The 22,297-nt window shown below is 33.0% G+C and carries 17 protein-coding genes and 2 tRNA genes; 16 read left to right on the forward strand and 3 right to left on the reverse strand.

Annotation, left to right across the window (positions count from 1 at the left end):
* Positions 1–127 precede the first annotated feature (127 nt).
* Positions 128–298, reverse strand: a complete 171-nt coding sequence (locus AA81_RS14170; RefSeq protein WP_158584850.1) for a hypothetical protein — start codon at positions 296–298, stop codon at positions 128–130.
* Between the two features lie 266 nt (positions 299–564).
* On the opposite strand from AA81_RS14170, the gene AA81_RS05885 reads away from it, so the two are divergent.
* The 10 genes from AA81_RS05885 to AA81_RS05930 all read left to right on the forward strand — a co-directional run bounded on the left by AA81_RS05885 (position 565) and on the right by AA81_RS05930 (position 14,900).
* Positions 565–2,907, forward strand: a complete 2,343-nt coding sequence (locus tag AA81_RS05885; RefSeq protein ID WP_169999627.1) for an ABC transporter substrate binding protein — start codon at positions 565–567, stop codon at positions 2,905–2,907.
* A 28-nt stretch (positions 2,908–2,935) separates the two neighbouring features.
* Positions 2,936–3,817: a VIT1/CCC1 transporter family protein gene (locus AA81_RS05890; RefSeq protein ID WP_012208686.1), complete on the forward strand. Its 882-nt coding sequence runs from the start codon at positions 2,936–2,938 to the stop codon at positions 3,815–3,817.
* A 31-nt stretch (positions 3,818–3,848) separates the two neighbouring features.
* On the forward strand, positions 3,849–5,918 hold the full coding sequence (locus tag AA81_RS05895; RefSeq protein WP_103898519.1) for a methyl-accepting chemotaxis protein: 2,070 nt from the start codon (positions 3,849–3,851) through the stop codon (positions 5,916–5,918).
* A 179-nt stretch (positions 5,919–6,097) separates the two neighbouring features.
* The gene (locus AA81_RS05900) at positions 6,098–7,306 is read left to right on the forward strand and encodes a hypothetical protein (RefSeq protein ID WP_103079039.1); all 1,209 of its coding nucleotides are present in this window, start codon (positions 6,098–6,100) and stop codon (positions 7,304–7,306) included.
* A gap of 46 nt (positions 7,307–7,352) precedes the next feature.
* Positions 7,353–9,827: a preprotein translocase subunit SecA gene (gene secA / locus AA81_RS05905; protein ID WP_103898520.1), complete on the forward strand. Its 2,475-nt coding sequence runs from the start codon at positions 7,353–7,355 to the stop codon at positions 9,825–9,827.
* A gap of 30 nt (positions 9,828–9,857) precedes the next feature.
* Positions 9,858–10,958 (forward strand): peptide chain release factor 2, encoded by a 1,101-nt coding sequence (gene prfB / locus AA81_RS05910; RefSeq protein ID WP_103898521.1) that lies wholly within the window; start codon positions 9,858–9,860, stop codon positions 10,956–10,958.
* Between the two features lie 39 nt (positions 10,959–10,997).
* Positions 10,998–11,894 (forward strand): 16S rRNA (cytosine(1402)-N(4))-methyltransferase RsmH, encoded by an 897-nt coding sequence (gene rsmH, locus AA81_RS05915; protein WP_103898522.1) that lies wholly within the window; start codon positions 10,998–11,000, stop codon positions 11,892–11,894.
* 28 nt (positions 11,895–11,922) lie between these two features.
* A complete protein-coding gene (locus AA81_RS05920) occupies positions 11,923–12,198 on the forward strand; it encodes a hypothetical protein (RefSeq protein ID WP_103079043.1) in 276 nt (91 codons plus the stop codon).
* A gap of 7 nt (positions 12,199–12,205) precedes the next feature.
* Entirely contained in the window at positions 12,206–13,897 is a 1,692-nt protein-coding gene (locus AA81_RS05925) for a penicillin-binding transpeptidase domain-containing protein (protein ID WP_103079044.1), read from the forward strand.
* 13 nt (positions 13,898–13,910) lie between these two features.
* On the forward strand, positions 13,911–14,900 hold the full coding sequence (locus AA81_RS05930) for a DNA polymerase III subunit delta (RefSeq protein ID WP_103898523.1): 990 nt from the start codon (positions 13,911–13,913) through the stop codon (positions 14,898–14,900).
* Here the strand turns inward: AA81_RS05930 and AA81_RS05935 are convergent, their stop codons facing one another.
* Positions 14,901–16,142: a GAF domain-containing sensor histidine kinase gene (locus tag AA81_RS05935; RefSeq protein ID WP_103079046.1), complete on the reverse strand. Its 1,242-nt coding sequence runs from the start codon at positions 16,140–16,142 to the stop codon at positions 14,901–14,903.
* 167 nt (positions 16,143–16,309) lie between these two features.
* A tRNA-Asp gene (locus AA81_RS05940) sits at positions 16,310–16,386 on the reverse strand.
* Positions 16,387–16,644: 258 nt separating this feature from the next.
* Here AA81_RS05940 and AA81_RS05945 point away from each other — a divergent pair.
* From AA81_RS05945 to AA81_RS05970, 6 genes are all read left to right on the forward strand, one after another.
* Positions 16,645–16,719 (forward strand) — tRNA-Thr (locus tag AA81_RS05945).
* 87 nt (positions 16,720–16,806) lie between these two features.
* Entirely contained in the window at positions 16,807–17,742 is a 936-nt protein-coding gene (gene tilS, locus AA81_RS05950) for a tRNA lysidine(34) synthetase TilS (RefSeq protein WP_103898524.1), read from the forward strand.
* A gap of 37 nt (positions 17,743–17,779) precedes the next feature.
* Complete coding sequence (ftsH, locus tag AA81_RS05955; protein ID WP_103898525.1) at positions 17,780–19,717, forward strand: ATP-dependent zinc metalloprotease FtsH; 1,938 nt, start codon at positions 17,780–17,782, stop codon at positions 19,715–19,717.
* Positions 19,668–20,123 (forward strand): thioesterase family protein, encoded by a 456-nt coding sequence (locus AA81_RS05960; protein ID WP_103079051.1) that lies wholly within the window; start codon positions 19,668–19,670, stop codon positions 20,121–20,123. The genes ftsH and AA81_RS05960 overlap by 50 nt, the downstream gene beginning before the upstream one ends.
* A 57-nt stretch (positions 20,124–20,180) precedes the next feature.
* Positions 20,181–20,909 carry a winged helix-turn-helix domain-containing protein gene (locus tag AA81_RS05965; protein ID WP_103079052.1) on the forward strand — a complete coding sequence of 243 codons (729 nt, stop codon included), beginning with the start codon at positions 20,181–20,183 and terminating at the stop codon, positions 20,907–20,909.
* A 73-nt stretch (positions 20,910–20,982) separates the two neighbouring features.
* Positions 20,983–22,257, forward strand: coding sequence for a sensor histidine kinase (locus tag AA81_RS05970; protein WP_103079053.1), 1,275 nt, complete (start codon positions 20,983–20,985; stop codon positions 22,255–22,257).
* The last annotated feature ends 40 nt before the right edge of the window (positions 22,258–22,297 follow it).

Consider the following 22,297-nt stretch of genomic DNA (forward strand, 5'->3'; position numbering starts at 1 on the left):
CGCAGCCCACCCATAAGGATAAAGATTTTTTATCTTTCGCCCTGGCAGCCCGCACCCATTAAGAACACAAAAGAGGCAAGGATCTGTGCCTCTTTTGTGTTTTGTAAAAATCTATGAAATTAAAATTCTACGCTGCCGAACCTTTCTTTCCTTTATCCATAAAACCAACTATCAAAGCAATAATACCAACGATAATGTCTATCCACGCATGCCAATTTGGCATGGTTGCAACACTAAAACCAGCAATAGCCATTATTACAAGGTAAATCCCAACAACTATCAACCATGGTTTAGACATACTACCCCCTCCTTATACACTCAACTTTAAGTAAAATCAGCCGATAAATTTACTAGGACTACAGTAAAAAATAAAACTTGAAGAAATTTATCAGCTTAAATACTAATAAAATGATAAGACTAATATGTTACAAATATAAAAACATTAGAATAATTTTAGTTTAACTACGAAAATTATTATACTTTTAAAGTCTTCTTATTTGTGATACAATATCGAAAGTATGATAAAAATGCAAATTTGCACTTATTATGCAAGGAGGTCCCCTTGTGAAAAAAAATTATAAAATTCGATTCTTGTTATTACTATTTATCTTGTCTGGGATTTATTCTTCAGCCTCTACTATCCTAATTTTAAATTCGTATAATCCAGGTTTATCTTGGTCAGATAAGGAATTAGAAGGGATATATTCAGTTTTAGAAGATGAAGAAAGTATAAATATATATGTTGAATATTTAGATAGCAAAAGGTTTGGAGACGATAATAGCTTAAACATATTCAAAGAATATTTTGAAAAAAAATTTAGTAATTTTACATTTGATGTCGTTATTGCGTTGGATAATAACGCCTTTGATTTTGTTTTATCCAATTACGAATCGCTTTTTTGGGGAACTCCTATAGTATATGCAGGGATCAACTACTATCAAGAATACGATTTAAGTAAATTAGACTTTGTAAGTGGCATTGTGGAGACTCATGATATAAAAGAAACGTTAGAATTAGCTCTAAATCTTCATCCAAATATAGAGAATATTTATGTGATTGTTGATAATCAGACTAAAACCGGGGAACTTTTCAAGCAAGAAGTGGAAAATGATGTAATACCTAATTTTGAGAATACTAATTTTATCTTTCTAAGCGATTCATTGAATCAAATAAAGCAAGAGCTCGATGCACCATTACAAAACTCAATAGTGCTCCTTTTGGCTTTTAGTAAAGATATTTATGGGAATTTTTATGATTATACACAAGTAGAACAATATATGGGACAATTTGATAAACTTCCTATTTATACTACCTCAAGCGTGTATATGGGCAACAATGTTGTAGGAGGTAAAATTACCAGCGCATACGATCAAGGGCGGAAAGCTGGAGAGATAGCAATAGACTTATTAAGCGGAGTTGATATTAAAGAGTTGCCAAGAATTTACTTCCCAGATAATAAATACGTTTTTAACTTTCCTGCCTTAGAAAGATTTGGTATTTCAATCAAGAGCCTACCAGTAAATTCAACAATCCAGAACAAACCTCCTTCTTTTTATGAAAATTACCCTATTATTTTTTGGATAATAATGATTCTAGTGCCTTTTTCCATTATATTTATATATATTCTAAGAGAAGATAATTTAAAACTTCACTCTCTTTTGAATGAATTAAATGAGGCAAAGGAAGAAGCTCAAAGTTATAATGAAGAACTTACCGCAGCAAATGAACAATTAACCTCCTACAACGAAGAGTTGATGTCACAAAATGAGGAAATACAGAGTAATTATCAGGAGATTGAACAACTTAATAATAAAATAATTCATCTGTTGGAAATTATATCCGAAGTTGAAAACGAAGAAGTAAAAGAGGAAGATTTCTTCCAGAAATTTTTAAATACTTTAATCATAGAAATTCCAGAAGCTGATTATGGTAGTGTTTCTATAATAGAGGGAGATAGTTGGAGATTTTTAGTAACGTTGGGTCATGATATTAATGGTCTAAAAAGTTTAAATCTTAAAAAAAGTTATGCAGTGCGTTTGGAAAAAGCAACAGTATTTGATAATATACAAACCGTAAATGAAAAAACAATGCCTGAAGATGTAGCAAATTTAATGTCCAAATTTACCAAACCAGTAAAATCTACTCTACTGAAAGCAATAAAAATAGATGAAAATCGATATTTAGATATTTCACTTGATATTAAAAGTGGTAGCGATGAGAATTTTTCTGAAGAATCCGTTAGATTTTTTGATTCATTGTTAAATGTGGCAAAAATGTTTTTTGTCAACAGATTAAGAACGCAAGAGGTAAAAAATGCTTATGCAACCTTTGCAAGTAAACTTTCTATATTGGCAGAATCACACGATGAAAACAGTAAGAAACATATCTACCGTGTAAGTGAATTATCTGCATTTTTTGCAGAAAAATTAGGTTTCCCCAAAGAACACGTTGAAAAAATAAGAGATTTTTCTCCACTTCACGATGTGGGGAAACTTTTTATTCCTGCCGAGATTCTTAATAAACCTGGTAAACTTAATGAACAAGAATGGGAAGAAGTGAGGAAACATCCACTATATGCCGATAATTTGTTGGATGATCCATATTTTGAAACAGCAAGAAAAATTGCCCTTTACCATCACGAACATTACGATGGCTCTGGGTATCCCTTTAGATTAAGGGGTGAGCTGATTCCCATTGAGGCTCAGATCGTTGGCTTGGTAGATGTATACGATGCATTAAGATCAAAAAGAAGTTATAAAGCAGCTTTTTCACATAGGGAAGCCATTGACATATTGTTAAATGGGGATCACAGGACAAAACCAGATCATTTTAACCCAAGACTCTTAGAAATATTGAAAAGATACGAAAAAGAAATAGAGGAAATGTATAAAAAATATGAAGAATAAAAAACAAATTTTAATTGGAGGCCCTAAAATGGAAAACTCAAAAATAGACTCAAAAACAAAAAAACATTTATTAAATTTCCAAAAGGCTGAGTTAACGGAACATATGATTTATAAGAGATTAGCTGATTCTACTAAAGATACTAAAAATAAAAAAGTCCTAGAAAGCATAGCAAACGAAGAGTTAAAACACCACGATTTTTGGAAAAGTTATACGAACGAAGATGTGAAACCAAATTACATAAAAGTCTTGTTCTATTTCATTCTTTCTAAAATACTTGGGTTAACCTTCAGTTTGAAGCTCATGGAAAATGGTGAAGAAAGGGCTCAGATTTCCTATGAGGATATTTCCAGTGTAGTCCCCGAAGCAAAACAAATTGAAGAAGAAGAAGATAAGCATGAACGAGAACTTTTAGGAATGATAGAAGAAGAAAGACTGAATTACGTGGGGTCGATTGTGCTTGGTTTAAACGATGCGTTAGTCGAATTGACTGGTGCATTAGCAGGTTTGACTTTTGCCCTTCAAAACGGAATAATAATAGCTACATCTGGATTAATAACTGGGATAGCCGCATCATTGTCAATGGCGGCATCCGAGTATCTATCAAAAAGAGCCGAAAACGATGAAAGAGCATTAAAATCAGCAGCTTACACAGGAATCGCATATATAATCACGGTATTTTTTTTAATCCTTCCTTATTTGTTAATGCCCAATAATTATTTTTTAAGTTTAATTATAACTTTACTAACAGCTGTTATAATAATATTGATTTTCAATTTTTATATTTCTGTTGCCAAAGATTTAAGCTTCAAAAGTAGATTTCTTGAAATGGCGGGTATAAGTTTGGGTGTTGCAGGATTAACGTTTTTTATAGGTTTCCTAGTTAGAATCACCTTGGGCGTTTCAATTTAATTCGATACATATTTTAAAGGGGGAGTTTGCATTGAAAAGAATCAGTACCAAGATTATTTTATCTTCTGCTTTGTTAGTGATTGCAGTGGTAACCGTTATAAGTCTTGTATCAATTTTCAGATCCACTGCTCTTTTAGAAGAATATTCACTAAACGGAGTGGAAAATTTAACTGCGAGCGTTGCATCTGATCTAGGTTCACAAATAAGTATTATTGAAATAGTAGTGGATAATTATAGCGATTCTGCCTTTTTGGGATTTGATCCTTTTATAGCGAGTTTTTCAAATGCTGAAGTGATAAAGTTTTTAGATAGAGCTAAGGATGTACCCCAAAATTTTTCGCAAAAAATAGAAGGTAACTCAACCTCATTCATAGTTTTCAATCCAGATATGTTAAGGACAAAAGAATTGTATTCCCTTTACTACATTGAGGGTGAAGATAAAAGTTTAGAAAATGAATATATAAAATTAGACGATACTTTTAACCCAGAAAATAAAAAATATCAGTGGTTTTTTGAAGCAAGAGACAAAGGTGAAGGTGTTTGGACCGATATATACTTTGATGAATATTTACAGACAAATGTAATCACTTATTCTGTTCCTTATTACGATCCAGAAGATGGAACTTTTGTTGGTGTTGCTGGGATGAGTTTTCCCTTGGAATATTTTGCCAACCTCATTCAAAAAGATTTAGGATACCAAAAAGCATATGCGTACTTAGTGGATGATAATTTTAATGTAATTTTCCATCCTCTTTATGACTCTGGAAAGAGTATAGAAGATGAAATAACGGATTACTTAGAAACCATAAGCTCAAGTACAGAAGGGACTTTTGTAGAAAGATTAAATGGTGAAGGGTTCTTAACGAGTTATTCTAAGCTATCCAATGGCTGGATTTTGTTCCTAAATTTACCCGAGAGTGAAATATACAGTGAGATAAATAGTTTAACGCTTCTTATAATCCTAATAACCGTTGTGGGAGTTGTTATAGCAATTGTAGTTGCCTACTTTGTTGGAAAAGGTATCTCAAAACCAATAAAAGATTTTTCAAACGTATTATTGAAATTCGGAGAAGGGAATTTGGATGTAGAATTCGAAAGTAAATCCAAAGACGAAGTGGGAGAAATGGCTAAATCGTTTAGTAAGATGCGAGATAACTTAAAAGAAACGATTGAAAGTATAAAAGATGTTTCTGAAAGAGTTGAAACATCTTCAAAGGAATTAAAAGAAGCCTCACAAAAATTCAAAAAGTCGGCAGAAGAAGTTCTCGACGAAGCAAAAAATATAGAGTTAATTTCGGAAGATAGTGCCTCATCTGTCGAAGAGATCACATCCGGTATTGAAGAAATTGCCTCTTCAGCACAAAGTTTATCTTCTGCTGCACAAGAGTTATCCAATTCAGCTGAAATGACACAAAGCCAAGCTAACAAAGGAATGAAAAGTATTCACAATATAGTAAAGAAAATAGAAGTTGGTGTAGAGCAATCCAAAGAAGCAGAAGAAAATGTTTCAAAACTTTTGGAAAAAGCAGAAAATATTGGAAATATTATTCAAACTATAAATTCCATAACTGAACAGACGAATCTGTTAGCACTGAACGCAGCAATAGAAGCAGCAAGAGCGGGAGAAGCGGGAAGAGGATTTGCCGTTGTAGCCGATGAAATAAGAAAATTAGCAGAAGAAAGCGGTAAAGCAACGGACGAAATCGGCAACATTTTAGAGGATCTGAAAAAAAGTACCAACAATGTAAACGACGTAACCAATAAAACCGTAAATACTATTGCAGAAATAAACGATGAAGCCCTCAAGGTTCGAGAACAATTTGAAGGCATATTAAATGAGATAAATGGAATGATTTCAGGGGTGGAAAACGTAACTGCTAGTTCGCAAGAACAAAGTGCAAGTACGCAAGAAATGAGTTCTTCAATGGAAAGAATAGCTAGAACAGTGAATGAAACCAGCGAAAAAATTAAAGAAATTAAGATGTTGATGCAAAATCAGTCTGAAAACGCTGGTTCACTTAATGAAAGAGCTCAAGAATTAGAAAAACTTTCTCAAAATCTCAACTCAGCCATTTCAAAATTCAAAATGAGTGTTGAATAAGATATCTTAGAAATAAATGTGGGCGGGAAGCGGAGCAAAGGGGTAAAGTCTCCTTTATCCTCATGGGTGGGAAGCGGGGCGAAGGAGCGATGTATACAAAGTTTTAGAGTTTCTAAAGGCTAAACAGAAAACAAGAGGGAGGAAATAAAATAAAGAAGTTATCAATTATCCTCAACTTTTTGATTTTAGTTACTTTATTCACCTTTGGAGAAACAACGATAAGGGTAAAAAGTCCTTTAGATGTTTATACTGAAATCTATGAAACTGTGCCTTTTTATCGATTTGTAAACTCTACAGAAGGAATAGGGCAAGATTATATCAAAAAATTACTTTCAACGACGTTAGAATCTACGAATACAAATATTCAGAATTTTTTAAATGCTCCGATGGTATTTTATTCAGATAAAAACTATACGGTCGGTGAATTATTTAATCCGAACTATTTTAACCTTCTATTTGACATGATCGTTAATTCGAAAAGTATTGGCATATACTCTGCCGAATACGAAGTTTTCGATGAAATCTTTACAAAGATCTTTGGTGCTAATAAAGTAAGCGATGACCTATACACCTTAGAAGAAAAAAATTTTGCTGTTCAAAAAAATAATGAGGGCATCTTTCTGAACATGGAACCGACAACCTATAATAATTCAAAGGGTTTAGTATCTGGCTCGCTGGAAAATATCTTAAATGAAAATAAACGTTGGGATTTTTACGTTACCGTTGAATCGAGAACCTTAAAGGCAACATTTGAGTCTAAAGATTATAGAGGTACCAAGAAAAATTTTGATTCGACACTTTTGGAAAACAAGAAATTGTTTGGAGAATTTTTGAATACACAAAAGTTGGACAAAACTAGTTTCAAAACGTATTCTGAAAAATTTTTAACCCCTTTGGACGAGGAAAGCATAAATGTTATAGGATTTATCGCCAATATTATCAAAGAAGAAGAGTTTATAGCCGTTAGTTCACAAAGCATAAGTAATAACGAACTAAACTTATTCTTTGAAGCATCAATTGATACTTCAAAGCTCAAAGAATTTGCAGAAGCACGAAATCTGGAAGAAGGAAAGATTGGAACTTATAATTATTATCTTTGGTCTAATCAAAGTGTAGAAAACCAAGTTTACCTTTATTTTGTAGAAGATGAATTCATATTTTCAAACGTTTTACCCGATAAGATGAACGTGTATTTGTCAGAAATATCCCGATTTAAAAACACAAAATATTATGGAGAAATTGAAAGAAAAGAAGGACTCGATAATCTATTAATCTTAGATATTTCAAATTACTTATCAAAGAATTTTTATGGTTCTTTAGATAGCTGGTTAATAAAAGAAGAATACGATAATGATGGGATGTATACAGTAGAAATAAAAATAAGATAAAAAAATTATAGTTTAGAAAGTTTGATTCGAAAGGAGTGCATTATTTATGCTTTTTGGACTGATAGACAAGAATAAAAGTTTACTTAAAAAATATTCAAAGATCGCAAATAAAATAAATGAATTGGAAGAAAGCGTGAAATCTCTCAGCGACACTGAATTATCTGGTAAGACCTTGGAATTTAAAAACAGGTTAAAACAAGGTGAGAGTTTGGATGATATCTTACCCGAAGCCTTTGCTGTCGTAAGAGAAGCCTCACGAAGAACAGTAGGCATGCGGCATTTCGATGTACAGTTAATGGGAGGCATAGCTTTACATGAGGGTAAGATAACCGAGATGAAAACTGGGGAAGGAAAGACTTTAGTTGCAACCCTTCCAATATATCTAAATGCCTTAACAGGAAAAAATGTTCATCTGGCTACACATAATGATTATCTGGCTAAAAGAGATGCGAATTGGATGGGACCGGTTTATGAGTATCTAGGTTTGAGCGTAGGATACATTCAAGCCAACATGGACAAAGAAGATAGAAAAAAAGCGTATCAAGCTGATATAACTTACGGAACTGCTAATGAGTTTGGATTTGATTATTTAAGGGATAATTTAGTTTACGAAAATACCGACAAAGTTCAAAGAGGCCATTACTTTACAATAGTTGATGAAGCTGACTCCATTTTGATAGATGAAGCAAGGACACCGTTAATCATTTCGGGTCCTTCGGATACTCCCTCCGAACTTTACAGAAGATTTGCCTCTTTGGCGAAGAGATTCATAGTCGAAAAAGATTACACTATCGATGAAAAACAAAAGACTTTGGCATTAACTGAAGAAGGGATAAGCAAGGCAGAAAAACTGTTATCCGTCGATAATTTATACGATCCAAGCAACATTAAGTATTTGTTTCATCTTTTGAACGCCTTAAAAGCAATAAATTTTTTCAAAAGAGATAAAGATTATATCGTTCGCGATGGAGAAGTTGTCATCGTTGATGAATTTACAGGAAGATTATTACCTGGAAGAAGGTATTCGGAAGGATTACACCAGGCTATAGAAGCAAAAGAAGGAGTAAAAATAAAAGAAGAGAGTGTAACCTTTGCCACAATAACTTTCCAAAATTATTTTAGGATGTACGAAAAATTATCAGGTATGACTGGAACTGCGAAAACTGAGGAAGACGAGTTCAAAGCGATCTACAACACGGAAGTTGTTGTTATCCCTACCAACGAACCTGTTATTAGGGAAGATAAAAACGATTTAATTTTTAAAACCCAAAAAGAAAAATATCAATCAATAATTGATGAAATAGAAAAGCGTAACCAAAAAGGTCAACCCGTATTAGTTGGAACTACATCCATTGAAAACAGTGAAATCATAAGTGAACTACTGAAAAAAAGAGGAATAAAGCATGAAGTTTTGAATGCAAAATACCACGAACGGGAAGCAGAAATTATCGCTCATGCAGGAGAAAAAAACGCCGTTACCATAGCCACGAATATGGCGGGTAGAGGTACCGATATTAAATTGGGAGAAGGGGTCAAAGAGCTTGGAGGTCTTTTTGTTTTAGGTACAGAAAGACATGAAAGCAGAAGAATAGACAACCAATTAATAGGAAGATCTGGTAGACAAGGGGATCCTGGTGAATCAAGATTTATTATCTCTTTTGAGGATGATGTATTACGATTGTTCGGTGGGGACAGAATGAAAAACATGATGACCGCCTTAAAAATAGAAGAAGGTCAACCCATTGAACATAAAATGCTCAGTAAAGTTATTCGGGATGCACAAAAGAAAATTGAAGGAATACACTTCTCGATAAGAAAAAGATTGTACGAATTCGACTCTGTAATGGACAAACAAAGATCTGTAATATACAACCATAGGGATTGGATCCTTGAACAAGGCAACTATGATGATCACATAAAAGAAATCTTTACGGATGTTGTGGAAAGAATAGTGGAATCCTCATGGGACGAAGTTGAAGAAAAATACAACAAAAGTAGTATTTCAGAAAAGTTGAAACAATATTTAATAATTTCTGACATAAAGGGGAACACGCGTGAGGAAATAGAGGATGAAATTTTTGATTTACTTTGGAAAAGATATCAATACAAAAAAGAAGAGTTTGGAGAAGATTTTAATAAAGTCGCAAAATTTGTTATGTTAAGAATAATAGATGAAAAATGGAGGCACCATTTAGATTCTATCGAAGCGCTAAAGGAAGCTGTAGGATTAAGATCGTATGGTCAAAAAGACCCTGTTATGGAATTTAAAAAAGAATCGTATATACTTTTTGACCAGATGGTTGACAGTATATATGACGAAATAGTCAATTATTTAATGAGAATAGCAAAAGTAGTTCCAGAAAAAGAAGAAAGGGAAGCAAAAAGAATATACGCCAGCTTGAACTTTGTACATAACAACGTATCAGCGGTTGATGAATCGAACGATAATGGGAGATCTAAAAGTAAAAATATCACTAAACCATCCAACAAGATTAAAAAAAGGTATAAAGTTAAGAGATAGTAATTGAAACCATTTTTAAGAGGTGATCAGATGATAGAGTACGAAACGAAGGTTAAAATAGATGAATTGAAAGAAAATTTTGAGGATTTAAAAGGAATTTTTGATATAGATAAAGCAGAAGAAGAAGTTAAAAAACTTGACAAAGAAATGATGGAGCCAAACTTTTGGAATGATCAGAATAGAGCCAAAAAGGTCTCCAAAATGGCACAAAATTTAAAAGATGAAATAGATGAATTCAAAAAATTGGAGAACGATTTTGAGGAATTAGAAATAGCGGTTGAATTATCAGAGGATGATCCCTCGATGAACGTCCAAGTTGAAACGATTTTAAAAGTAATTGAAAAAAAGATAGGTTCCTTTCGATTAAGAATGCTTTTATCTGAAGAATATGATGACGCAAATGCCTTTATTAGTCTACATCCTGGTGCAGGAGGAACGGAGTCACAGGATTGGGCATCTATGCTATTGAGGATGTACACTCGATGGGCAGATAAAAATAATTATAACATTGAAACGATAGACTTTCAAGAAGGAGACGAGGCTGGAATAAAAAGCGCAACCATAAAAATTTCAGGTCCCTATGTTTACGGTAAATTAAAGTATGAAAGCGGTGTACATCGACTAGTAAGAATATCTCCATTCGACGCCAATGGAAGAAGGCACACTTCTTTTGCTTCGATATCCGTGATGCCAGAATTTGATGAAAATGTTGAGATAGAAATAAATCCAGACGATCTGAAAATAGATACATATAGATCAGGTGGAGCAGGTGGCCAACATGTTAATAAAACCGATTCAGCAGTTAGGATTACTCACTTACCAACAGGTATAGTGGTAGCGGTACAAAACGAGCGTTCACAACATCAAAACAAAGCCACCGCTTTAAAAATCCTAAAGGCAAAACTATATGAGTTAGAACATCAAAAAAAACTAGAAGAAAAATTAAAATTACGTGGTGAAGTAAAGGATATTTCCTGGGGTAATCAGATTAGATCATACGTTTTATATCCATACACTTTAGTTAAAGACCTAAGAACAGAGTATGAAACCTCTAACGCTCAAGCTGTTTTGGATGGGGAAATAGATGAATTCATAGAAGAAGAACTGTTATTCTTTGCGAAATATAAGTAAAAAAATTAATTTGTTTTTCAGCGAAAGAGGTGTATAATAATAGTAAGAAAATACGATGATTTTCATAAAAGTGTAATGATTGAGGAAGTCTTAGCCTATTTGATAACTGAAAAAAACGGTATTTATGTGGATTGCACCGCTGGTGAAGGTGGACATATAAAAGCTATTTTAGAATTCACTGATAAGATGGCTAGAATAATTGGAGTCGATGTGGATTATGAAGTATTGGAAATCGCAGAACAAAGGTTAAAAGACTTATCGGATAACGTAGTATTGATTAAATCATCTTATAAAGATATAGATATGGTTTTGAGGGGTTTAGGCATTGATAAAGTGGATGGTTTTTTAATGGATTTGGGGGTTTCTACCTTTCAGTTAAAAGGTGAAAACAGAGGGTTTTCTTTTACTAAAGACGAACCGTTAGACATGAGAATGGATAACCAGGCGAAAAAAGATGCAGCGTACATAGTTAATAATTATTCACAAGAAGACCTCAGACGCATCATTTTTGAGTATGGAGAAGAAAAAAGGTTTGCTTACAGTATTTCAAAAAGCATTATAAAAAACAGACCTATAAATACAACACAAGAGCTAGTGAACGCTATAAGAAAAGGACTACCTATCTCCCAAGTTCACGAAAGACGCAGACATTTTGCCACCAAAACTTTTCAAGCTTTGAGAATAGAAGTTAATGAAGAATTAAAAAATATCGAAGAAACCCTTGCTAAATTTGAAAATTTTTTAAAGGTTGGAGCAAGAGTAGCTGTAATAACCTTTCATTCACTGGAAGATAGGATTGTCAAAAATTTTTTCAAAAATAATGAAAAATATGATTTTCTCACTCCCAAACCTATTTTACCTTCGCAAGAAGAAATTAAACGCAATCCAAGAAGCAGGAGTGCCAAATTGAGAGTGGCTGAGTATATAGGGGTTTAAAGAATGACAAGAGTTAGGGGGAGTTTTTATGGAAAGAAATGTGTACGCAAAAAGCAAAGGTATAGAAAAGACTAAATCTAAAGTTAAATCTCTCGATATTGTTATAGTCATCTTAGTTTTCTTAGCCTTCTTAACAGTCAGCATTTGGCTTACTATCTTTCTTAACTTTGGTAAAAATATTGAGAATTATAAATCCATAATAGCCCAATCCCAGATGGAGCTTAACAATATGGAATCACAGATATCTGCCTTAGATAGCCAAATAGACAAATATATCGAGATCTTAAATATTATGGAGAAATAATCGACTTATGAAACACAAATGGTTAATCTTCACCTTTCTTTTTCTTTCAGGATATGTTTTTCTTATTATCCTTACTTTTGTGTATAATAACTCTCTGGCACAGGACTTTAACGAATTTTCAGCTTCATTAGAAAACAATAAATATTCACAACTTGTGGATTCTAATGGAAATATGATTGTATATAACCAAGAAAAATATGAGGCCTGGATAGATTTAGGTTTTATGAAATCACAAAACGACTTTAAAAAAAACAAATATTTACTGAATCAAAGGTTCAGTGACGACGAAATAGAAAACATAAAATTTTTAAAATGGGGAACTTATGATACTTATGAACAAGCTTATATCGATCTGGGAATTTTAAACAAATACTCTAGAATATACCCTGTCACTCAACGTGTTTACAATGAATTATTTTCTCTTGATTTACTAATTGGAAAAACAGATAAAACCACATATGGAATCGAACCTTTTTTATTAGATAATGGTGTTTTAAATAGTCAAAAAACAACAAGTTTAAGTATAGATTTGAAAATGCAACAAATAGCATATGAAGAACTTCTAAATACTGTAAAAAAAGAATCCGCAGAAGGCGGAGTTATTGTTATTATGGAGAGTAAAACAGGTAAAATTAAATCGAGTGTTTCACTTTATCCATGGAATATTGCTTATATGGGGTATATAGAACCAGGTTCTACACTTAAACCACTATTAATCTCTACAGCGCTCGATGAACATATAATAAATCCTAACGATAAATTTTATTCTGGCTACGAATACTACCCTACAGGCAAAAAAAACTTTAAGGTGACCGAATCCCAAGGCTATGGAATGGGAGAAATCGGGCTCAAAGAAACTCTATCCTATTCCTCAAATATAGCGATAGCACAGATAATGGGAAAAGTACTTGAAGAATTTTCTAATCAATGGCTTTATCAGAAACTTTTAACCTATGGTTTTGGGAAAAAAACAGGGATAGAATTCAAAGGCGAAGTCAACGGAGTAGTCCCTTATCCGGATGATTGGTATGAAATAACCCCTTTTCAGATTGCTTTAGGTCAAGGGATTGGGATTACACCTATACAGTTAGTATCAGCTTTCAACATAATTCCTAACGGTGGAAAGCATGTACAACCAACTTTTTTAGAAGAAAAAGAAATCTTAGAAAGACAAGTTATATCTGAACCTACTGCTAAAATGGTAAAAGATTGGTTGAGTTATACAGTCATAGAAGGAACTGCACAAAAAGCCTATAAGGAAGGTTTAAGAATAGGTGGAAAGACTGGTACAGCCCAAAAGGCGGAAAGCGGCATAGGGTACGTTGAAGGTAGCTATTATTCGTTGTTTGTTGGTTTTTATCCTGTTGTTGATCCCATATATACTGCTGTAGTTGTTATCGATAATCCTAAAGAAGAATTTTATGGTGGAGAAGTAGCTGCACCCGTTTTAACTAACATTTTTTATAGATACGCCAAAGAAAATAGCACTCTTGCTGACCAAAAAGTTTTTTATAAAGATATTATGCCAGATTTGATTGGTTATCCTATAACCGAAGCTTACAACGTCCTGTTGAACTTAGGAATAAAAGAAAATAATGTAATAATCACTGGTAATGGGGACACCGTTGTTTCACAATCTATCCCACCATATAAGTATCTAAATGATCAAGAAGTCATTCAACTTCACACAATCGACTGAAGGAGAGTTAACGTTGCAAAAAATATTAATATTGGGAAACTCTACTATACAAAAAAGGATTAGAATTGAAGAAATTATTAAGAAATCCCCAAACGCTGAAATAGTTACCTTATCGCCAGAAAATTATGTAAATGAAGACATCAACAACCTTTTCACTATGGGGAGTATCTTTTCCACAAACAGAATCATAGTAATTACAGATTTCAATTCTTTTAAAATCCCCTATCAAGAAAAGATATCTTCCTTACTGAAACATTATGAAAATACTTTTGAAGGCACACTCATTTTGGATATTCAAAAGGAAAATAAATATCTAAAAGAAATAAATTTTGATAAAAAAATAGAGACAATGATTCCTCCCCCTTGGAAAGATGAACTGTGGATAGAAATGCTTAAAGATTTTGCAAACAAGTTAAGCAAACAATTAAATGATGAAACAGCCGAGAAAATAATACAATTTGTTGGAAAAAACGAGGATTTGCTGTATGAGGAAATTAAAAAACTCTCCATATATTCCGATACGGAAATTATATCGCTCAAAGACGTGGAAGATGTTTCTACTTATTTTTCTACAGCGAATTACGAAGAACTTTGCTATGATTTAGCAACAAAGAAATTATCAAATTCACTAATAAAGCTGCAATTGATGGTAAAATCTTCTTTATTTTCCCCAATTGGTTTAGCAAATTATTTATATAAATACTTTTTGGATCTATATGCTGTGATACTGAATGGTGAAAGAAAGACAAATTACAATTGGTCTGAAATCGTAAAAATCAGCAAAGAGATCATGGTTTCACGGCAAAGAGTAGCTTCCTTCTTAGGGTTCAATTTTAAAAACGACAAAGTAAAAAAAATTAATATTGAGAAACTCTACTCTCCTACTTCTATAGAAAAAATAATAATATATATAGAAGAATTGGATAGATCCTTAAAAACAGGTGGTGAACCAAAAGTACTCTTCCCAAAATTATTTGAAGAAATATGTTTAGGGGACCTATAATTAACACTTATCTACAATACTACTTATGGATTGAGGTATTTTTATCACAAAAGTTGTCCCTTTACCTAATTTTGATTTTACATCTATACTTCCTTTGAGCATTTCAAGATTCTTTTTTACAATTGCTAAACCCAAACCGCTTCCCGGCTTATCTTTAGAAACTCTAAAAAATGGTCTAAATATGTCTTTTAACTTATCTTCTGGAATCCCAGACCCTGTATCTTTTACCTCGATTACAAAATGTTTTGTATGACTTTCGTAACCTATACGGATATCTATTGAACCTTCTGTGGTGTATTTCATTGCGTTTCCTATTACGTTTACTAAGATTTGATTTAATTTAGTTTCATCCGTTTCAATATCTACCGGAATATCAACGGGAAAATTAACGTTTATTTCAACATCAGGGGATGCTGTGGGCTCTAACATTGATAAAACCTCATACAACAACTTTTTTAAATTTAATTTTTCTAAATTCAATCTCTTCTCTCTATTCAATTTGTTGAAAGTTGAAATATCGTCTAAAAGTGCGTTCATATGCTTAGCAGAAAATAGCATCTTTTTTACTATATTTTTTATCTCCTCTTCCTTTAAATCTTCATTGTTCAATATAGTTTCAGCAAATCCTATAATCGAAGTCAAAGGTGTTCTCAACTCATGACTAATAAAACTCAAATAATTAGAATTCGTTTCTACTGTTTCTTTTTCTGAATCCCGTAAGATTTTCAAAGTCAAAAATATAGATGCTAAATTGCTGAACATTCTAAGCATTTTTTTTGAATTATCATCGAAAGAGTCAACATGGAAGCTGTCTATATATATATGCCCGATTACACTGTCTTTATTTTTTAAAGCGGAAATCAAAGTTACCATTTGGTTTGTTTCTTTATGCAATTTTTTGCTGATTTTGTACAAATCGGTTTCAGGGGAATTGTAATCCAAAATATTCTGGACCTCTATTAAATCTGTATCCATATGGTTACTTACGTATGATTCGTTGAAAGGAACAACCATTTCTTTAATTAAATCTTCATCGTAACCAATTCCAACTATAGCTTCATATAATGCTCCCCTAATTAGCCAAATAGAACCACATTCAGCTTCGGGTATGATCTTTATAGCAATTTTTAATAGCTTTGTTAGGAAACCTTTTTCGCTTTCATCCCAATTTATTTCTTGTAAAAGATCTACCATTTCTTGAAAAGTTTCCATAAAAAATTCTTTTTCAATTTCTTTTTGCATCTTAATATTATTCCTCCCCCTCATCAATTTTGTAAACCATCTGTCACCTCTATTGTATCACAAATTAAACAATTAGAGTATTAATTATTCAAAAATAATAATATGCCCCAAACTTTAAAAATAACTTAAAAAAAGGCGAACATTTAACGTTCGCCTTTTTAAAAATATGGCGGGGACGACGGGACTCGAACCCGCGAGCACCGGTGTGACAGACCGGCATGATAACCAGCTTCACTACGTCCCCATCTTCTGCTCAATTATTTTATCACAAAACTTTCACTTTGTAAAGCCCCCCACGGTAGGTAGTTGACATTTTTGAAATTATATAGTAAAATAAAAAATGGAGGGCAGAATGATTCACGTGCGCGTCAGGGCGCTTGGCACTTTAATAGTGCGAAATTCCGCATTAAGTCGGATATTATATTTTTTTGAAAATCAGGCCCTCCATTTTTGACCCCAAAATTGGGGTTTTTTGCATGTATTGTCAATAACGAAGTCAATTGCCGGTGTAGCTCAACGGAAGAGCGGCTCATTCGTAATGAGTAGGTTGGGGGTTCAAATCCCTTCACCGGCTCCATAATATTTTTTAGTATTTTAAGCGTCTTAAGACGCTGTTTTGTTTTTATAGGTATTACCAGATTTAATTTTGGAAGGAGAAGAGGACGTGATACTCCAAGATTTTGAGAAAAAAATATTTAAATTTATAAGAGACTATAAAATTTTTAACAAATATGATAAAATTCTATTAGGAGTTTCCGGTGGAAAAGATTCAATGTCTTTGCTTCATGTTATGTCAAAATTATCGAAAACTATGGGATTTGAAATATCTGTAGCCCATTTAAACCATTGTATGAGAGAAGAAGCCGATAGTGACGAATCTTTTGTGAGGCAAACATGTGAGAAACTAAAGGTACCTTTTTTTTCAAAAAAAGTGGATGTTTTTACATACTCAAAAAAAAACAAGGTAGGCGTTGAAGTAGCGGGAAGAAATTTAAGATATGAATTTTTTTATGAAACATTAAGAAGATTAAGTTATAATAAAATAGCAACCGCCCATCATATGGATGATTTATTTGAAACAATGATTTACAGAATTTTGAGAGGGACCGGAATATATGGATTAGGCGGCCTAATTCCTATAGAAGAAGAAATAACAAAACCAATGTTATGTGTTGACTTGGAAGAAATCAAAAATTATGTTACAATTAATAATATAGAGTATGTGGAAGATAAGTACAATTATTCTTTAGATTATGCTAGAAATAAAATAAGATATGAAATCACTCCTTTATTTAAGAAGATCAACCCAAGGTACAAGGAAAGTTTCTTCCGACTTGCAAAAATCATATGGGGTTACAGAGAAGAGGTTAAAAGAAAATTTGAAGAAAGAAGTGAGATAGGGAAAGACTCGTTAAAATTAAAATTAGAAAATGACTTTTTTGATGCCGAAATAATAAGAATAGCGTTTTTGAAGTTTAGTAAATACCCGCCAAATATGGAAGAAACAGAGAAAATTATAAAAATGCGCAATGGTGGAGTAAGAAAGATAAATGAAGTAAGTATAACGAAAAAATACGATTCTCTACTTGTTAAAATCTGAAATACTTCCAGAATTGAAAAAAGAGGAGGTCTATGTCTTGCAAAACAAAAGAAACCAACCTAGAGTTTTTTGGCTATTATTAATATATATAACAATAGGTATTCTTATATATGTTGGAGTAAACAGCCTTATCGGTACTCAAGATGTTTCAAAAATAGAATATAGTGAATTAGTTCAAATGTTGGAAGATAAAAAGATTGTTTCTTTAGAAATAGAAGACTCTGGTTATGCTAGAGCAAGAGATCAAGCAGGGCTTTATTACGAGACATATGCCCCAAATCTTTTATCGGACCAACAGTATGTTTATGGACTTGCAAACCAAGGAATAGAGATTAAATATGTCAGGAGCTTGGAAAATAGTTGGTGGATTTCTATCTTAACGTTTCTTTTACCTGTTTTTTTACTTATTTTCCTCTTCACCTTTCTGTTTCGATCAAGTGCGGGCGGTGCAAATCAAGGTATGAATTTTATAAAAAGCCCTGCTAAAAAATATGATTCCAAGAAAACTCGTACCACTTTTAACGACGTTGCTGGGGTTAAGGAAGCGAAAGAAGAATTAACAGATGTTGTAAAATTTTTGAAAGATCCAAAAGTTTTTAACAGGCTCGGGGCTAGAATGCCAAAAGGAGTCCTTTTAGTAGGGGAACCAGGCACAGGTAAAACTTTACTTGCCAGAGCGGTGGCTGGAGAGGCAGGCGTACCATTTTTTTATATTAGTGGTTCTGATTTTGTTGAACTTTTTGTCGGAGTAGGAGCCGCAAGAGTTCGAGATCTTTTCAACCAAGCTAAGGCAAATGCACCTGCTATCATTTTTATTGACGAAATAGACGCAGTAGGTAGACAAAGGGGAGCAGGTCTGGGAGGAGGTCATGATGAAAGGGAGCAAACCCTTAACTCCATCTTAGTAGAAATGGATGGATTCGATCCAAGTATTGGAATAATAGTTATGGCAGCCACAAATAGGCCTGATGTTCTAGACAAAGCTTTGTTAAGACCAGGAAGATTCGATAAAAAAGTGGTGATTGATAGGCCAGATGCTGAAGGAAGAAAACAGATATTAAAGATTCACTTTAGAGGAAAGAAAATAGCACCGGATGTTGATTTAGATGTATTAGCTAGGGCTACTCCTGGATTTGTTGGAGCGGATTTAGAAAATTTAGTCAATGAAGCGGCGCTTTTGGCAGCCAGAAGTGGAGAAAAGTTCATTACAATGAAGGATTGTGAAGAAGCAATAGAGAGAGTTATAGCTGGTCCTGAGAGGAAAACGCGAGTACTTTCCAATCAAGAAAAAGAAGTTGTGGCGTATCATGAACTAGGTCATGCTATTTTAGGGACTATTTTACCAAATGCCAACCCTGTACACAAGGTAACGATTATTCCTCGAGGTTACGCAGCCTTAGGATATACCTTACAGTTACCATCCGAAGATAGATATCTGATGAATAAATCTGAAATACTCGACGATATTGTGGTAATGTTAGCTGGTAGAGCTTCAGAAGAAATAATATTTGATGAAATAACTAGTGGAGCAGAGAATGATCTAAAGCAAGCTTCAGAAATGGCCCGAAGGATGGTTGAAAGTTTTGGTATGAGCGAAAAAATTGGTCCTGTAGCTTGGGCTAGCGAAAGCGAGGAAACTTTTTTAGCACGTGAGTTATTTAGAGAAAAAAACTATTCGGATGAAACTGCAAAAGAAGTGGATTCTGAAATCAAACGAATAATTAACAGAAGTTATGAAAAGGCTAAATCTGTGCTGTTAGAGAACAGAGAGAAACTCGAACTCATTGCCCAATATCTTTTGAAAAAGGAAACTATCACAGGAAAAGAATTAAGAGAATTATTACAAAAAGATATGGATGATCTGAAAGAATATGTAGAAGGTTTTGGTGTAACTCCAACTCGGGAAGAAGAAAAGGTGGTAAATTATGAATACCTTTCTAGAGAAAATAATCCCATTGAAAGGAAGGGAATTTAATTATTCCTTTAAGGTTAAAGATGAAAGTTATTTATGGTCAGAAGATAAAGAAGTCATAAGTTTTCACGCTTTAAGCACCTCATCACTTTTAGAAGAAATACATAAATGCAGTTATAATATTATAAAAGATCTATTGGAAAAAGATCAAATTTCTGTAATTTCACATAGTTGTATAGATCATCTGTCCTCTACCCCTTATTCTTTTAAGGTATTTATTAAATTAAAAATAACTGATATAACATACAACAAAGTGCATTTTCAGGGAGAAGCTTTTGATGAAATCAACAAAATTGCAACTTTTGAACTAACCAGGAACATCATTTCAAAAAAGATCTTAAGAAAAAATTTAAATCACAAAATGGAGAGCATCAATTTATCGGGACAAATGCCCGAGCGTTACACATAAAGATGAGTCATTGTTGAAGGCATTAACAAAAAAATATCCCAAAGGGGGGAAAGAAAAGTGGCAAAAAGAAGTATTATGATAGTAGAAGACGATCCGGCGATCTCTGAAATGTTATCTTTGAACTTGACTAAAGAAGGTTACGAAGTAATAACGGCTGTGTCTGCTGATGAGGCCTTAAAGAAATTAGAGGAAAAAGATACCGACTTTTTCATTGTAGATATTATGTTACCAGGCTCAATGGATGGATTTGATTTAATCAGAATCTTGAAATCTAGTGAGGATTACCGAAATACGCCTGTGCTCATATTGAGTGCGAAAGATGATGCTGCGGATAAAGTTGCGGGGTTAGAACTCGGTAGTGATGATTATGTAACTAAACCTTTTAATGTAAGAGAACTAATTGCAAGAATTAAAAGCATATTTAGAAGACAAGCTGCATCCGCTCAAATGAAAGAAGAAGGGCCCAAAAAAATTACAGCCAAGGATTTAATTATCGACACTGAAAGATTAGAAGTTTGGGTAGGAGGCAAACCAGTTAGTCTTACCCCACTAGAGTTTGACTTACTAGTTTTTCTTGCTAAAAATGAAGGAAAGGTCTTTAGTAGAGATGTATTGTTGGATAAATTGTGGGGGTATGACTACTACGGAGATACAAGAACTGTAGATGTTCATATCAGAAGATTGAGAACAAAAATTGAAGAAGATCCTTCCAACCCAAAATACATAATTACAGTCAGAGGAAAAGGATACAAATTCAGAGATCCTGGAAAGGAAAGAAACTACTAAATATTCAACGGCAGAGGATATTACCTCTGCCTTTTTTCCAAGTATATTTTTTAAATAAACTAGGTGAAAAATATTGGTCAATATATATGCTATTATTATTTTATTGCTTATTATCACAAATATTTTATTTATATATGCTTATTCAAAAAAGAGAAAGGAAGGAAATGCTCATCGACGGTTTAAAAATGAAATTGCAAAAAATATAAATATAAACATAAAAAATCCTGTTGATGATTTTCTTTTACATCAATTAAATTCATATATTAAAAATCTAGAAGAAAAATACAAATCCGAAAAATACAAAAGAAGAAACATATTTTCAATTTTAGATAACCTTTCTGAAGGAATAATATTAGTATCCTTTAATCAAAATGAAATCATCAGGGTAGACTTTGCAAATTCTTTTGCCAAAAATATTTTCACAACAGAAAATTTTGTGGGTAGGTCATTAACAGAGGTAATTGATAATCATAATCTCATTGAATTGACTTTAAAAAGTTTTAAAACTAATAAAGAAATGGAAGAAGAGACTTCATTCTATTATCCCGAAAAAAAATACTTCAGATGTCAAGTTAAATCAATAAATGTTGAAAACTACAGAGTTATTATTTTGCTAGATATCACGAAAGAAAAAAATTTAGAAGATCTAAGAAGAGAATTCTTAACAATCATGTCTCATGAAATGCGGACACCCTTATCTGTTATAAGCGGGTATTTAGAAACGATATTGCACGAACCTAATTTAAACGAAGAAATTTACCAACCATTAAAAAAAATAGAAGAAGAAATTTCGAGATTAACCCGGATGTTTAACGACCTTTTAGATATAGAGAGATTGGAAAAAAATATAGGAGAAGAAAAAAGATTTGTATATTTCAATTTCTCTAATACAGTAAAAAGAGCTTTTGATTTCTTTAAAATTGTTGCTAACAAGATGTCCCTTGAGTTTGAAGAACAAATAGAAGATGATCTATACGTTTTCGGTAATGAAGATAGACTTCTGCAGGTAGTGTATAATATTTTAGACAATTCTTTTAAATTCACCGCTTTGAAGGAAAAAGGCGAAAAAAAAGTTTGGTTAAGATTGTACAAAAAGGATAAAACGATAATTTTGGAAATTGAGGATACAGGAATAGGCATACCTTCAAAAGAATTAAAAAGGATCTTCCATCTATTTTACAGAGTAGATAAATCTAGGAGCAGGCAAGTTCCAGGTTTAGGAATTGGTTTGTATATAGTTAAAAAAGTTTTAGAGAACCATAATGCCAGAATATATTTAGACAGTGAAGAAAACAACGGTACGCTGTTTCAAGTCATTCTTCCTGTCAAAACAAATATCGAAACTTAGGGTTACAGGGCGAAGCCCTACCTCCCCTTTCCTTGTGGGC

The organism is Petrotoga halophila DSM 16923, assembly GCF_002924615.1.

What these genes read in the sequence shown, in the direction of transcription:
- AA81_RS05925 (WP_103079044.1), top strand. Translation starts at nt 12,206, where the DNA reads ATGAAACACAAATGGTTAATCTTCACCTTTCTTTTTCTTTCAGGATAT.
- AA81_RS05890 (WP_012208686.1), top strand. Translation starts at nt 2,936, where the DNA reads ATGGAAAACTCAAAAATAGACTCAAAAACAAAAAAACATTTATTAAAT.
- secA (WP_103898520.1), top strand. Translation starts at nt 7,353, where the DNA reads ATGCTTTTTGGACTGATAGACAAGAATAAAAGTTTACTTAAAAAATAT.
- prfB (WP_103898521.1), top strand. Translation starts at nt 9,858, where the DNA reads ATGATAGAGTACGAAACGAAGGTTAAAATAGATGAATTGAAAGAAAAT.
- AA81_RS05935 (WP_103079046.1), bottom strand. Translation starts at nt 16,142, where the DNA reads ATGCAAAAAGAAATTGAAAAAGAATTTTTTATGGAAACTTTTCAAGAA.
- AA81_RS05920 (WP_103079043.1), top strand. Translation starts at nt 11,923, where the DNA reads ATGGAAAGAAATGTGTACGCAAAAAGCAAAGGTATAGAAAAGACTAAA.
- AA81_RS14170 (WP_158584850.1), bottom strand. Translation starts at nt 298, where the DNA reads ATGTCTAAACCATGGTTGATAGTTGTTGGGATTTACCTTGTAATAATG.
- AA81_RS05960 (WP_103079051.1), top strand. Translation starts at nt 19,668, where the DNA reads ATGAATACCTTTCTAGAGAAAATAATCCCATTGAAAGGAAGGGAATTT.